Genomic DNA, 13,380 nt, shown 5'->3' with positions numbered 1-13,380 from the left:
GTGAGCCGGCGGCGTTACCGGGCGGGGACCGGTGTCGCGGGCGGGCGCGCCGCTGCCGGCTCTGCGGCGGCGTCGCCGACGGGGTGCGCGGCGCCGCTGACCTGGACGTACACCTGCGCGCCGATCTCGAACGGCGCGCTGTCGGTGTACGCGACCAGGCGCTCCGGCAGGCCCCCGACGGTTTCCGGGGCGAGTTCGACGCGGTAGTCGTGGCCACGGAACAGGCAGCGCACGACCTCGGCCCGGACGGCGTCGCCGCCCGGCAGCGAGGCCAGCTGGAGCTGGCGGGGGCGGAGCATGACGAGTTGTCTGCCCGTGCCGAGGGAGCCTTCGGTGAGCGGCAGGACGCCCAGCGCGGTGCTGGCGGTGCTGCCGTCGAGCTCGGCGGTGAGCAGGTTGGCCTCGCCGAGGAAGCGGGCGGTCCGGGCGTCGGCGGGCTCGCGGTAGAGCGCCTGCGGGGAGCCGGTCTGGGCGATTCGCCCGTCGCGCATGACGGCGATGGTGTCGGCGAACGAGAGCGCCTCGTCCTGGTCGTGGGTGACCAGGATCGCCGTCGCCCCGGCCCGCCGCAGGGTCGCCGCGACCTCGGCCCGTACGTCGGACCGCAGCGCCGCGTCCAGCGCGGCGAACGGCTCGTCCAGCAGCAGCAGTTCGGGCTGCGGCGCGAGGGCGCGGGCGAGCGCGACGCGCTGCTGCTGGCCGCCGGAGAGCTGGTGGGGGTGGCGCCCGCCGAGTCCGGCGAGGCCGACCAGGTCGAGCAGTTCGGCGACCCGGCCAGCGCGTTGGGCGCGCGGGAGTCCGAAGCCGATGTTGGCGGCGACGGTCAGATGGGGGAAGAGCGCGCCGTCCTGGGGGACGTACCCGATCCGCCGCCGCTCCGCCGGGAGGCGGCTGCGGCCGTCGTCCAGCAGGCGGCCGGAGAGCGCGACCTGCCCCCGGGTGGCCGGGTGGAAGCCGGCGATGACGCGCAGCAGGGTGCTCTTCCCGCAGCCCGACGGGCCCAGGACGCAGGCCAGCGAGCCCTTCTCGACGGTGAGGTCGACGCCGCTGAGCACCTGGGTGCGGCCGTGGGAGGCGTACAGGTCCTGGATGGTCAGACCGGTCACGATGTCTCCAGGGTCTTCGGGCCGAGGGTGCGGCGGGTGAGCAGCAGGACGGGCGGGACGGACAGGGCGACCATCAGCGCGGCGTACGGTGCGGCGGCGCCGTACGCGAGGCCGCTGGTGTACAGCCAGAACTGGGTGGCCAGCGTCTGTGTCCCGGTCGGGCGCAGCAGCAGGGTCGCGGTCAGCTCGGTGGAGGCCGTCAGCGCGACCATAGCGACGGCCGCGCCGAGTCCGGGCAGGATCAGCGGCAGTGTCACCCGGACGAGGACGGCGGCCGGACGGGTGCCGAGCGAGCGCGCGACCTCCTCGACGCCCGGCGGCACCTGGGCGAGGGCCGCCCGTACGGCGGTGAGGGCGAACGGGAAGAACAGGATCACGTACGCGGCGACCAGCAGCGGCGGCTGCTGGTAGAGCGGCCGGGCGTACCGGATCGCGAAGAACACCACCGACAGGGCGACGGCGATCCCGGGCAGCGCCCGGGTCAGGTACGCGGCCCGTTCGGCGGTGCGGGCGAGCCGGGTGCCGCGCCGCCAGGAGTACAGCGCCACGGGGACGGCGGCGGCGGTCGCCACGACGGCCGCCGACAGGGCGTAGCCCAGCGTGGTGGTCGCGGCGGAAAGGATGGAGGCCGGGGGCAGGGTGGTCGAGGTGCCCTGAACCAGCCAGTAGACCAGCGCGTACACCGGCACGCCGAGGGCCAGGCCGGTCATCGCGCCGAGTCCGGCCAGCGCCGGTACCGTCCAGCGCCCGAGGCCGAGGGGGGCGCACCGGCGGCCGGTCGCGCCCTCGCGCACCACCCGCCCGCCCCGGCCGGCCCGGGCCTCCAGGGTGACCAGCAGCAGCGCGAGCAGGCAGAGGGCCAGCGTGAGCATGGCGGCCGAGGCGGCGTCGAAGCCCAGCTTGTACTGGGTGTAGATCGCGGTGGCGAAGGTGGTGAACCGCAGCATCGCGAACGCGCCGTACTCGCCGAGCATGTACAGCGCCACCAGCAGCGCGCCACCGGCCAGCGCGGGCCGGGACAGCGGCAGGGTCACGCGCCACAGCGTCGCCCAGGCACCCCGGCCGAGGCTGCGCGAGACCTCCTCGGCGGAGGCGTCGCCGCGCCGCAGGGTGGCGGCGACGGGCAGGAAGACCAGCGGGTACAGCGAGGAGGTCATCACCAGGACGGCACCCCAGTAGCCGTGCACGGCGGGGAACAGCGAGACCCAGGAGTAGCCGTGGACGAACTCCGGCACGGCCAGCGGCATCGCGAGCACGATGGTCCACGCGCGGCGTCCCGGCAGGTCGGTGCGCTCCACCAGGTAGGCGGTGGCGAAGCCGAGCACGGCGGTCGCCACCGTGACGGCGGCCGTCAGGGTCGCGGTGTTCCAGAGCAGGGTGGCGATCAGCGGACGGCCGAGCAGCCGCTGCGCCTGGGCGGCGGTGGACTCCGAGGCGCGCAGCACGATGAAGACCAGCGGCGAGGTGACCAGCAGGATGACGGCGGCGGCCAGCAGCGGGAGTACGCGGGGAGCCCGCCACCGCCGCAGCGGTGACGGGTCCTCGGCCGTCGCGGGGGCGGTGCTCACAGGAGGCCGGCGTCCTGGAGCAGCTGCAGCGCCTCCTTGCCGTCGCCGAGGTCGGCGACGGGGGCGACGGTGCCGATCGAGGCGAGCGGCGTGAGGTCCTTCTTGCCCTGGACGCCCGCGACCAGCGGGTACTCGTAGCTGGCCGAGTTCGCGATCACGGTCTGGGCGGGCGCGCTGGTCAGGTAGGCCAGGAAGGCCTGGGCGGCGGCCTGGTGCTTGCTGGAGGCGAGGACGGCGGCGCCGGAGACGTCGACCAGGGCGCCCGGGTCGCCCTTGGCGAAGTAGTGCAGCGCGCTGTGGGTGCCTGCGGCGGTCTTCTCGTCGCGCAGCCGGTACCAGTAGTAGTGGTCGACGACGCCGCCCTGGACCTGACCGCTGTTCACGGCGGCGCTCAGGTCCTCGTTGCTGTTGTAGACCTTCGCGTTGGCCTTCAGGGCGGTGAGCCACTTCTTGGCCGCGTCGGCGCCGTCGGTCTTGATCATGCGGGTGATGACCGGCGCGAAGTCGGTCTCGGACGGGGCGATGCCGAGGCGGCCCTTCCAGGACGGGTTCGCCAGGTCGCGTACCGAGGTGGGCGGGGCCGAGTCGGCGGGGGTGCCGGTGGCGGCGACGAACGCGGCGGTCCGGGCGGATACGCCGATCCAGTCGCCCTTGGGGGAACTGTCGTCCGCTGCAACGGCCTTGAGCGTCGCGGGCGTGACCGGGGCGAGCAGGTTCTGCTCCTCCAGGACGGTCAGCGCGGGCGGGTTCTCGGCGTAGAAGACGTCGGCGGGGGAGCCCGAGCCCTCCTGAAGGATCTGGTTGGCCAGCTCGGCCTCGTCGCCGGAGCGGAGCTGGATCTTGATCCCGGTGCGGGACTCGAAGTCGGTGGCCAGGGCCTTGACGGTCTGCTCGTGCTGGCCGCTGTAGACCGTCAGGGACTGGCCGGCCAGCGGCTTGTCGCCCGACGCGGCCTTGGCGGTGCTGCCGGTGCCGTCGTTGCTTCCGTTGCTTCCGGTGGAGGTGGTGGCGGAGCTGCCGCAGGCGGTCATGGCGAGGGCCGAGAGTGAGAGGACGGTCAGGAACAGCACCGGCCTCTTGGGTCCGAGCACCATGCGATCTCCAAATATCCGACGGCGCGGAGACCCTGGCTCCGCCCCGGAAGCCGAGGGTGTGACGGCTGGGCACAGCGATGCCCGGCCGACCGGTCGCGTTCCGCTGTGGGAGCGGTGTTGACCGCCTCGAACATAGAGTAGGAGAGGCTTGCCTAACAACTATGGCGGCCGCGAATCTCGGCCGTGTAACGGAGTGGTGGCGAACGTGTGGACCTGACCGGCCTGGCCTGCGGATCGCCCGCAACGGCGCGCGGCCGGAGCGGGAGGGCGCGCGTGGTGCGTGCGCGAGACCCTCCTGCTCCGGCCGCGCCGGTCAGTCGGTCGGTCAGTCGATCCGGCAGTGCTCAGGAGACGACGTCGATGTAGCTCATCATGCCGTTGTCCTCGTGGGCCGCGATGTGGCAGTGGAACTTCATCGCCCGGGCTGACGGGTATATCAGGCAGGCGTGCGAGGAGTGGATGACCGGCACCCGCTTCGGCGAGTGTCTGCACAGCGACGCGGTGATCGCCGTCGACCAGTCCACCTTCTGCGGCGCCCACAGCGACATCCGCCCCCAGGCGCGCTGAGCCGCCCTGGCGGCGGCCACCGCCGGCTGAGACTGCCGCCGGCCCGGCACTCTTCCCATTCGCCCCTCCCGCCCGTGGAGTGCATGACAGGATTGCCGATATCACTGCGGCTGGACGGAGTTGGGGGAGCAGTGGAGCAGCGGATACTGGTCCAGGTCGAAGGCGGCGGCTCGGCGGACGACGTGCGGTCGTTACGGCAGTGGCTGGTGGCGGAGGACGAACTGCGCGGCCGGGTGGTGCTGGCCGAGACCCCGCCGCCGCCGGGCGCGCTGGGCGCCGTAGTCGACGCCCTGACCGTGGCGCTCGGGCCCGGCGGGGTGGCGACCGCGATCGCGAGCGTGCTGATCTCCTGGATCCGGCGGCAGCGGGGCAGCGTGTCGGTGAAGGTGACCCGGCCCGACGGGACAGTGACCGAGTTGAGCGCCACCCACGTCAGCGGCCTGGAGCCCGCCCGGCTGCGGGAGTTGACGGCCGAGCTGTCCGGTTCGCTCGAGTGGCCCGACGGCGAGCAGGAGACGCGGTGACGTCGGACGCCGTCGGTGGCCCGCTGTCGGCCACCGCGCTCGCCTCACCGGGCTCGCGGGCGTTGTTGGTCGGCACCGGGCGGCACACCCCGGGTTCGCGGCTGCCGGACGTGCCCGCAGTGGCCGCCACCGTCCGCGAGGTCGCCCGGGCCTTGGTGGAGGACTGCGGTCTGCGGCCGGAGAACCTGCTCCCCCCGCTGATCGACCCGCGCGACCCCATCGAGTTCGGCAACGCCGTGGTGGCGGCGGCCCGCGAGGCCGAGGACGTGCTGCTGGTCTACTACGTGGGCCACGGGCTGGTCAGCCCTGGGAACGAGCTCTACCTGGCGACCGCCGCCACCGACGACGTGGCCGAGGGGTTGGCGTTCAAGGCGCTCCCTTACCAGGCCCTGCGGGAGGCGTTCAGCAACTGCCGGGCCGGGTCGGTCATTGTGGTGCTCGACTGCTGCTTCGCCGGGCGCGCCCGTGGCTCGTTCGGCACTGCGGCCAGCGACGGGTTCGCGCTCGCCGCGCTGAGCGGCACCTACCTGCTCGCCTCGGCCTCGCGGGACGAGCAGGCGCTGAGCATCGAGGGGCAGCCCTACACGGCGTTCACCGGCGAGCTGCTGCGCTACCTGCGCGAAGGTGAGCCGGGCGGGCCGCCGGAGCTGACCCTGGAGGCCGGCTACCGTCACCTGCGCCGCGTCCTGCCGCTGCTCGGCCTGCCCGCCCCGGAGCGTCAGCTCAGCGGCCGGGCCGGGGACTTGGTGCTGGCCGCGAATCCGGCCGCAGCGGTTGCGCCGCCGACCGTCCGGCCGCCCGACGACTCGTCGGGCGACGAACCGGTCTGCCCCTACCCGGGGTTGGAGCCATTCACGGCGGACGACGCGCGGTACTTCTTCGGCCGCGGCGAGCTGACCGGCGAACTGCTCGGCCGGCTCGCGGGCTGGGCGAACGCAGGCGGACCGATCGCCCTGGTGGGCCTGTCCGGCGCGGGCAAGTCCTCGCTGCTGCGGGCCGGCCTGCTGCCCGCCGTCAAGCGCGGGGAACTGCGCGTCCCGGGGGCCGGGACGTGGCCGCAGCGCGTCCTCACCCCGGGCGAGCACCCGCTGGACGCACTGGCCGGCCTGCTGGCGGAACCGGCGGGCCTGCCACGCGCCACGGCGCTCGACGGGCTGCGCGCCGATCCGGCCGGCGCGGCCGCACTGGTCAGCCGCGCCCTGCAGCGGTTGGGCGGCGGGCATGACGTGCCGGGCGGACGGCTGCTCCTGGTGGTGGACCAGTTCGAGGAACTGTTCACGGCCTGTCAGGACGAGACGGAGCGACGCGCGTTCATCCTGGCCCTGTGCAGCGCGGCGGGCCAGCCCCTCCCCGGCGCGGCGGGCGCCGACGCCGGTGGCACTCCCCCAGCGCTGGTGGTGCTCGGCATCCGCGCGGACTTCTACGCGGCCTGCATGACCTACCCCGAGCTGGTCGACGCGCTCAAGGAGCGCCAACTCCCGGTCGAGCCGATGACGCCCGGGCAGCTACGCGAGGCGATCGAGAAGCCCGCCGAGCTCGCCGGGCTCACCCTGGAGCCGGGCCTGGCCGACACCCTGCTGCGTGACCTCCGAGCGGGCGGCAGCCCCAGCGGCAGCGAGTTCACCGGAGGCACCCTGCCGCTCCTCGCGTACGCGCTCTGGCTCACCTGGGGCCGCCGCGCGGGGCGGATTCTGACCCTGGCGGGGTACAGCGCCACCGGCGGCATCTGGGAGGCGGTCACCCGGCACGCGGATCTCACCTACGAGGCGCTGGACCCGGCCGCGCAGCGGGCGGCCGAGCTGCTACTGCTGCGGATGGTCCGGATCGGCGAGGCCACCGAGGACACCCGGCGCGTCCTCGACCTCGCCGCGCTGCGGGCCGAGCGCCCGCCCGGCGAGGCCGCCGCGATCGCCACCGCGCGCGACGCCCTCGCCCGGGCCCGCCTCATCACCCTGGACGGGGACACCGCGCAGATCACCCACGAGGCGCTCCTGCGCGCGTGGCGACGGCTGCGCGGCTGGATCGAGGGCGGCCGGGCCGACCTGCTGATCCGGCAGAAGCTGCTGGAGGCCGCAGAGGAGTGGCAGCGCACCGGGCGGGACACCGGCGTGCTCTACTGGGGGGCCACCCTCGAACTCGCCCAGCGGCTGCACGGCGGTGCTGACCACGGGAAGGCGTCCCGAGCAGGCAAGAGGGCGGCGCCGGCCGGCGGCAGCACGCAGCTCGCCGCCGAGTTCCTGGCCGCGAGCATCCGCGCGGAGCAGCGGCGGCGGCGTACCCGCACCGGCGTCACCGCCACGCTGGCGCTGCTGCTGGTGGTCGTGCTGATCGCCGCCGGCTTCGCCTTTCAGGGGCAGCAGACGGCGCTGCGGCGCCAGCGCGAGGCCGCCGCGCTGGCCCTGCTCAGCCAGGCGGACACCGCCCGCGGTAGCTCCCCGCAGCTGGCCCTGCGCCTGGGCATCGCCGCCGACACGCTGCACCACACCCCGCAGAGCACCGCCAACCTGCTGAGCACCCTTCTCACTCCTTACACCAGCACCTTGACCGGCCCGCGCGGCACGGTCGTCGGCCTGGCGTTCGCACCCGGCGGCCGGCTCCTGGCGGCCGCCGACGAGGACGGCACAGTGACCCTCTGGGACACCGGCACCCCGGACCGTCCGAAACGGCTCGGTGCGCCGCTGACCGTGAGCCCGAACGGGGTGTACGCGGTCGCGTTCAGCCCGGACGGGCACACCCTGGCTGCGGGCGGGGCGGACAGCCGGGTCCTGCTGTGGGACGTCAGCGCGCCCGACCACCCCCAGCCGCTGGGTGACCCGCTCGCCGGACCGAACGGCGTCGCCTGCCTCGCCTTCGCACCGGACGGCCGCACCCTGGCCGCCGGTGGCGGGGACGGCCAGGTCCTGCGGTGGGACGTGCGCCACCCGGGCAGCCCGCAGCCGCTGGCCAAGCTGACCGGGCACACCGGGCGGGTCGAGTCGCTCGCTTTCCGGCCTGACAGCCGGGTGCTGGCCGCCGGCGGGGCGGACACCGCCGTCCTGCTCTGGGATGTGGGCGATCCGAACGCTCCACGGGCACTCGGCGGGCCGCTCAAGGGCCGCACCGCCGACGTCACGGCGCTCGGCTTCACTCCCGACGGGCACACGATGGCCACCGGCGACGGCTGGGGCGAGGTGCTGCTGTGGAACGTCAACGACCCGGCCGCCCCCAGCCTGCTCGGTCAGCTCCCGGACCGGAACACCGCGGTGCTGGCCCTGATCGTCGGCGCCGACCGGGTTGACGTCGCCGAGAGCGACCACACCACCAGCACCTGGGACACCACCGACCCTGCCAACCCCCGCCAGATCGGCGGCACCACCCTGGGCCGGACCAACTTCTCACCTGCGGCCGCCTTCAGCTTCCAGCCGAACCTCCAGGGCCATCAGGCCCAGCTGCTGGCCACCGGCAGCGCCGACGGCACCGTGATCCTCTGGGACGCCAGGGGCAGCGGCGCCCAAACCACACTGCTCGCCCGCCTCGGCGGCCGCAGCGACGCGGTGGCCTCCCTCGCGGTCAGCCCGGACGGTCGCACGCTGGCCACCGGCGGGAGCGAAGGCTCCACCGTGCTCTGGGACTTCGGCAACCGGCAGGAGCCGAGCAAGCTCGCCCCCGCCCTGGCCGGGCAGTCGGGTTCGGTGGACGCCATGGCCTTCAGCCCGGACGGACACCTGCTGGCTACCGGCAGCCTCGACACCACCGTGATCCTCTGGGACACCACTGATCCCCACCACCCCCGGCAGCTAAGGCAGTTCACCGCCAACACCGGCGGGGTCCAGGGCCTGGCCTTCGCCCCGGTGGGCCACCTCCTCGCCACCGTTGGCGGCGATGGCACCGCCCAGCTCTGGGACACCTCCGGCCCGGCCGACCCCCGACCCGTCGGCCGGCCGCTCACCGGCCACCGCAACGCCGTCGCCGCCGTGGCCTTCACCCCGGACGGGCACACGCTGGCCACCGGCGGCTGGGACGGGACGGTGATCCTCTGGAACACCGCCGACCCCGCCCACCCGCAGCAGCTGCGCCAACTCGACGGCCACACCAACTGGGTGGTCGCGCTGGCCTTCAGCCCGGACGGACGCACCCTCGCGACCGGCAGCCTGGACGCCACCGTCATGCTCTGGGACACCAGTAACCCGGCTGAGACGCACCGCCTCGGCCAGCCGCTGACCGGCCACAACAGCGGGGTGCGGACGGTGGCCTTCGGCCCGGACGGCCGCACCTTGGTCTCCGGGAGCGACGACCGGACGGTGATCGTCTGGGACGTGACCAACCCGGTCCAGCCCCAGGACCTCGGCGGCACCAGCACCCGGACCGGCTCGATCACCGCCGTCGCGATCACCCCGGACGGGAAGACCCTGCTGTCCGGCGCCGAGGACAAGATCGTCAACGTCAACGACCTCGGCCAACTCGACGAGTTGCGCAACCACGCCCACGAGCTGGCCTGCACCCGGGCGAGCGGCGGGCTGCCCGCCCAGGACTGGAGTTCCTACCTCCCCGGCCTCGGCTACCAGCGGACCTGCTAGAACGTGCCCCAGAAGACGCAGTTGTGCTCCACGCCGCGCCCGGGGGCGAACATGACAGCGTCAGTTCGAGGAAGCGCGGAGGCGCTATCGTCGCCCCATGACACAGGAGTTCGATCTCGCCAGGGCTCTCGCTGCCGGCCTGGAAGACCGCGCCGCGGCCTGGCACTTCATCTGCGGATACGCCAGGGAATGGCTGGTGCCGCTCGCCGACGGCGACGGCTGGCCGGCGTCGGACCTGGACGCGGCCGAGGCACGGCTGGGCGTCAAGCTCCCGGCGGCGTTGCGCGAGGCGTACGGACTGCTCGGCGGGCGAGACGATCTGACCAGCAACTTCAACGTGCTCCTGGCCCCCCAAGACCTCTACCTCGACGATCTCGGCCAAGCCCTGGTCTTCCAGGACGAGAACCAGGGCTGCGCGGCCTGGGGTGTCCTCATCGCCGACCTCGGCCAGCTCGACCCCCCGGTCGTCATCAAGCTCGATCTCGCGGACAAGCAGGCCGAGCGCTGGGAACAGTGGCTGAACTGCCTTTCGACCACCTTCATGGAGATCGTCCTGTCGGAGTCGGTCCTCGCTCCGATGGAGAACTGCGACTTCCTCAGCGGCCTGGACGACCAGGGCCGCGCCGAACTGGAACAGCACTATGTCCGACTTCCGTTCCCCGACTATCCGACCGCCGAGCCGTCGGTCCGCTGGTACTCCGGGCCCGGTGCAATTCTGCGTGAAGACGTCGGTGGCGTCCTTCACGTGCGGGCCCGGACCCCGGAAACCCTGGAAGGCGTCCGTGAGCAGATCGACGGCGACTGGCTGAGCGACTACGAATAATCGACGTTGTGTGTAGCTCGGAATGAGTGAGCTGTGTTGTCAGGGGGCGGTAAGTGAGTTGACGCCCGTTCTGCCATTTCGGTTGGGTCACCGTGGTCGGACGCAACGGCTACCGGGGCACCCAAGCGGTCGACCGGATCAACGCGATGAATCCGGCACACCCCGCGCGGTTCCTGCCCGCCGACCTCGGCTCGCTCGACCAGGTGTGCGCGCTCGCCGACCGGATCACCGCCGAGCACGCCGCCTCTGGCGAATCGCTGACCGTGCTGGTCAACAGTGTCGGGGCAGACCCGACACCGCGCGCATTTGAGGAGAAGCTCGCGGACGCCGTGAAGCGGGAACCGGTTCGCCCACGAGGACGTCAGAGCGGTATGCGACGTACGGTGCGTCTGTTGGCAATAACCCTGCTTGTCTGTCTCGTGTCGTCCGGTTGCTCCGGCAGCACGCCGCCGGTCCACCTCACCTGTCGCCGCCGGCAGACGTGACGGTGACGAGCTCTGACGACAATCGGACCGTGGACATACACGTGGGGGAGATCGTGGCGGTGACGCTCCCCGCGGTTGATTGGGTGTTCCCGTTTGATGGCCTGTCCGACGTCCCGTCGGCAGGCCCGTCTGCGGTTCTCCGTCCGGAGGGGTCGCTGCAGACCCGCTACGACGGGATCGTGCCGCATCACCTCGTGCCCCGGGACGGTCACCATGCGCTACAGCGCGATCGGTGTCGGGCAGACCACTGTGAAGGCACGGAAGCTTCAGTGCGGTGAGGCTCGTCCCTGCCCTGAAACGACAGGACTCTTCAGCGTGACGGTCCTCGTATTGAACGCCCCATAGTGCGACGCTTCCACGCAATGGCCCTTCACCGTCCGGCGGTGGTCGGCCCGCCGCCGCCCACGGACCGGCTCGGTCGGCATCAGCGGCTCGGTTCGATCCCATCGTCCCGTTGCCCCCGATCCGGATCGAACGCCACCAGGCCGTCACGGGCCTCATCAACGAGTACCGCAGAGCCAGCTGACGTCCCACCAACATCCCCAGCTCAGACCCAGTGAAGACCCTCTGGAGCGCTACGGGCACTGTCGAGCCGTCGGCTGTCGCCTGCTGACTGAGCTCAGTACTTCCGGGTGACATGCGCATGTACCGTGCAGGAGCTGCCCCGGTACCGCAGCGGCGCGGAAGAGACGAACGGCGCCACGTCGGCAGACCAACCGTAGCGGGTGTGGTGCACGCATGCCTGGACGGGGCCGGGCTGCGTGGTCATCAGCTGGCGGTACTCCTGAATGACGGCCAAGCGATCGGGCTCGTCAGGTTTGAATCGCACGGGCAGCGTCTCGATGACCCCTTCTATGACGCAGTAGCTGCAGGTGCCGAGGACCCGGCGGCGAACGGTCCGAAGCCGGAGTGAGTGGCTGCTGCCCTCGGCGGTCAGACCGATTGCCCCCTCTGGAGTGGCGACGAGGAAGAGTCTCTCGAAACCCCGGGCTCGTATGATCCGTCTGACTTCGCGCCGCAGTCCGCGTTCGCTTCTGCTGCGCACAATGCGTTGCGACTTGTGACGCCAGTCGGGCGGAATCTTCTCTTCGATCACCGCCGCCAGCACGATCAGCGCGAGCAGCGTGCCAAGGATGACGGCAAAAGCCATTTCAGCCCCCTAGTCTTCGGTGTGCACAGTCAGCGGTTGGTGCTCTGCGAGACTGCGGACGGCGAGGTCTCCAGGCCCTGGCGCCGCCCGAGCCGCATCGGCTGGTCGGCCTGTCGATTGACTGGTCGATTGGTTGATCACTCGTTAATTCGCCTGGTGCCAGGACTTGACGGTATGCGCGTGCCCCCTGTGCATCGCCGTGAGTACTGTAACTGCCGTCACCGACAACGCGGCGTACTGATCCGGTCGTTGCCCCAGTGGGTGAGAAGCGCAGCATCGGACGTCGGCCTCGACATCGCCGTCGGGCTCCACCATCACACGGAGCGGGAGCGATGGATCGGATGCTGCGGGCCCGAGCGGCATGGACGGCCCGAATCAGGTGTGCGCGTGCGGCAAATCAGGTCGGCACGCTCGTGGCGGACTGCCTCATGCGGAATGATCACCTCGACCCGGGCCGAGCCTGGGCGGAGCCGTGACCATCGGCCAGGGCGGGCCTAGAGGTGTCAGCGGCCTGTCGTACAGCCGCCAGCTGTGACGACGACCCTGATGTGCCGATCGGGTACCCAGCGCAGCCCAACTGGCTTCCTGGGTAACAAAGTTTGCCCGCGCGGGCCGTTACAGTCCCCTACTCTCCCCGCATGACTATGGATCTCGATGCACGGTGGGCACGCTGCTGCGAGGCATATGACGTCGCCTATCAGGACACCACCACGCTCTTTCAAAACCGCCGCGTCTGGCTGTCGATCGAGGAGATGTTGAAGGCGTCGACCGGCGTTGAGCTCAACACGATCGTCACCAACTGGCTCACTCGGCGCTACGTCGTGACCCAGGTCGTTGGAGTGCGGCGCGAGTGCGACGCCGGACCCACCACACCTGCCACATGTCTGTCCTCGGGGGACCATCAGCGCCATGAAATCCGAAGTTCACTCCGGAGCGGAAAGGCGATGAAAGGCTCCGTCGAACTCGCCCGACGCAAGCAGCTTGGCGATCACGTCCACCATGCCCTGGATGCCAGGACCTCGAACGATCAGCCCGTCCGAGCACCAGAAGCACCGACCCCCTGCCGCCTCCCCGGTCCCCTCCCATCTCCTCATCAGCCGGTCCACCTCGGCGAGGGTGAAGATCGTCGCACTCCAGCGAGAGCCATCGGGGAGGTGAACCTCGACATCCACGTTGCAGACCTCATCGAGTACCTCATCAGGGCTCGGGAGGAACAGTGCCTCGAATCCTTCGGCGCGGGCACGGTAGTAGGGGCCGTCCCATCCGGCCTCGGTCTGCACTTTGTTCGTCGTGGTGGTCACAGCAGGAGCATCCCAGTACTCCGGATGACCATCCAACAGGAATTGGACACCGCAGCGGCTGGCGCGCAGACCGCCGCCATCATGGGCGCTGAGCGAAGGAATGGGCCAGCTTGAGGGGCCACGCGTTTTCCGGACAGCCGCCGTGTGCTTGAAAGCTACGCTGCGAGCCGCATGTTGCGATGCTCGAGATACGCCTCGCGCGGCGT

10 protein-coding genes are annotated in these 13,380 nt (G+C 71.8%); 4 read left to right on the top strand and 6 right to left on the bottom strand.

What is annotated here, in order from left to right; genetic code table 11:
* Positions 1 to 14: 14 nt before the first annotated feature.
* The 4 genes from P3T29_RS23945 to P3T29_RS23930 form a co-directional block, all read right to left on the bottom strand.
* Positions 15 to 1,106 carry an ABC transporter ATP-binding protein gene (locus P3T29_RS23945; protein WP_280718667.1) on the bottom strand — a complete coding sequence of 364 codons (1,092 nt, stop codon included), beginning with the start codon at positions 1,104 to 1,106 and terminating at the stop codon, positions 15 to 17.
* Entirely contained in the window at positions 1,103 to 2,674 is a 1,572-nt protein-coding gene (locus P3T29_RS23940) for an iron ABC transporter permease (protein ID WP_280718666.1), read from the bottom strand. Before P3T29_RS23940 ends, P3T29_RS23945 begins: the two co-directional genes overlap by 4 nt.
* Complete coding sequence (locus tag P3T29_RS23935; protein ID WP_280718665.1) at positions 2,671 to 3,768, bottom strand: iron ABC transporter substrate-binding protein; 1,098 nt, start codon at positions 3,766 to 3,768, stop codon at positions 2,671 to 2,673. The genes P3T29_RS23940 and P3T29_RS23935 overlap by 4 nt, the downstream gene beginning before the upstream one ends.
* A 344-nt stretch (positions 3,769 to 4,112) precedes the next feature.
* A complete protein-coding gene (locus P3T29_RS23930; RefSeq protein WP_280718664.1) occupies positions 4,113 to 4,394 on the bottom strand; it encodes a hypothetical protein in 282 nt (93 codons plus the stop codon).
* A 72-nt stretch (positions 4,395 to 4,466) separates the two neighbouring features.
* On the opposite strand from P3T29_RS23930, the gene P3T29_RS23925 reads away from it, so the two are divergent.
* The 4 genes from P3T29_RS23925 to P3T29_RS23910 all read left to right on the top strand — a co-directional run bounded on the left by P3T29_RS23925 (position 4,467) and on the right by P3T29_RS23910 (position 10,723).
* Positions 4,467 to 4,859 (top strand): hypothetical protein, encoded by a 393-nt coding sequence (locus P3T29_RS23925; protein ID WP_280718663.1) that lies wholly within the window; start codon positions 4,467 to 4,469, stop codon positions 4,857 to 4,859.
* Positions 4,856 to 9,415 (top strand): caspase family protein, encoded by a 4,560-nt coding sequence (locus P3T29_RS23920; RefSeq protein ID WP_280718662.1) that lies wholly within the window; start codon positions 4,856 to 4,858, stop codon positions 9,413 to 9,415. The genes P3T29_RS23925 and P3T29_RS23920 overlap by 4 nt, the downstream gene beginning before the upstream one ends.
* Positions 9,416 to 9,512: 97 nt before the next feature.
* The gene (locus P3T29_RS23915) at positions 9,513 to 10,238 is read left to right on the top strand and encodes an SMI1/KNR4 family protein (RefSeq protein ID WP_280718661.1); all 726 of its coding nucleotides are present in this window, start codon (positions 9,513 to 9,515) and stop codon (positions 10,236 to 10,238) included.
* Positions 10,239 to 10,330: 92 nt separating this feature from the next.
* Positions 10,331 to 10,723, top strand: coding sequence for a hypothetical protein (locus P3T29_RS23910; protein ID WP_280718660.1), 393 nt, complete (start codon positions 10,331 to 10,333; stop codon positions 10,721 to 10,723).
* Positions 10,724 to 11,342: 619 nt separating this feature from the next.
* Here P3T29_RS23910 and P3T29_RS23905 read toward each other — a convergent pair.
* Both P3T29_RS23905 and P3T29_RS23900 read right to left on the bottom strand, forming a co-directional pair.
* On the bottom strand, positions 11,343 to 11,873 hold the full coding sequence (locus tag P3T29_RS23905) for a hypothetical protein (protein WP_280718659.1): 531 nt from the start codon (positions 11,871 to 11,873) through the stop codon (positions 11,343 to 11,345).
* Positions 11,874 to 12,796: 923 nt separating this feature from the next.
* Positions 12,797 to 13,174 carry a hypothetical protein gene (locus P3T29_RS23900; RefSeq protein ID WP_280718658.1) on the bottom strand — a complete coding sequence of 126 codons (378 nt, stop codon included), beginning with the start codon at positions 13,172 to 13,174 and terminating at the stop codon, positions 12,797 to 12,799.
* Between the last annotated feature and the right edge of the window lie 206 nt (positions 13,175 to 13,380).

Source organism: Kitasatospora sp. MAP5-34, assembly GCF_029894335.1.
Classification (GTDB): Bacteria; Actinomycetota; Actinomycetes; order Streptomycetales; family Streptomycetaceae; genus Kitasatospora.
This window is presented reverse-complemented; position numbering and strand designations above follow the sequence as displayed.

What these genes read in the sequence shown, in the direction of transcription:
- P3T29_RS23935 (WP_280718665.1), bottom strand. Translation starts at nt 3,768, where the DNA reads ATGGTGCTCGGACCCAAGAGGCCGGTGCTGTTCCTGACCGTCCTCTCA.
- P3T29_RS23930 (WP_280718664.1), bottom strand. Translation starts at nt 4,394, where the DNA reads ATGGGAAGAGTGCCGGGCCGGCGGCAGTCTCAGCCGGCGGTGGCCGCC.
- P3T29_RS23915 (WP_280718661.1), top strand. Translation starts at nt 9,513, where the DNA reads ATGACACAGGAGTTCGATCTCGCCAGGGCTCTCGCTGCCGGCCTGGAA.
- P3T29_RS23905 (WP_280718659.1), bottom strand. Translation starts at nt 11,873, where the DNA reads ATGGCTTTTGCCGTCATCCTTGGCACGCTGCTCGCGCTGATCGTGCTG.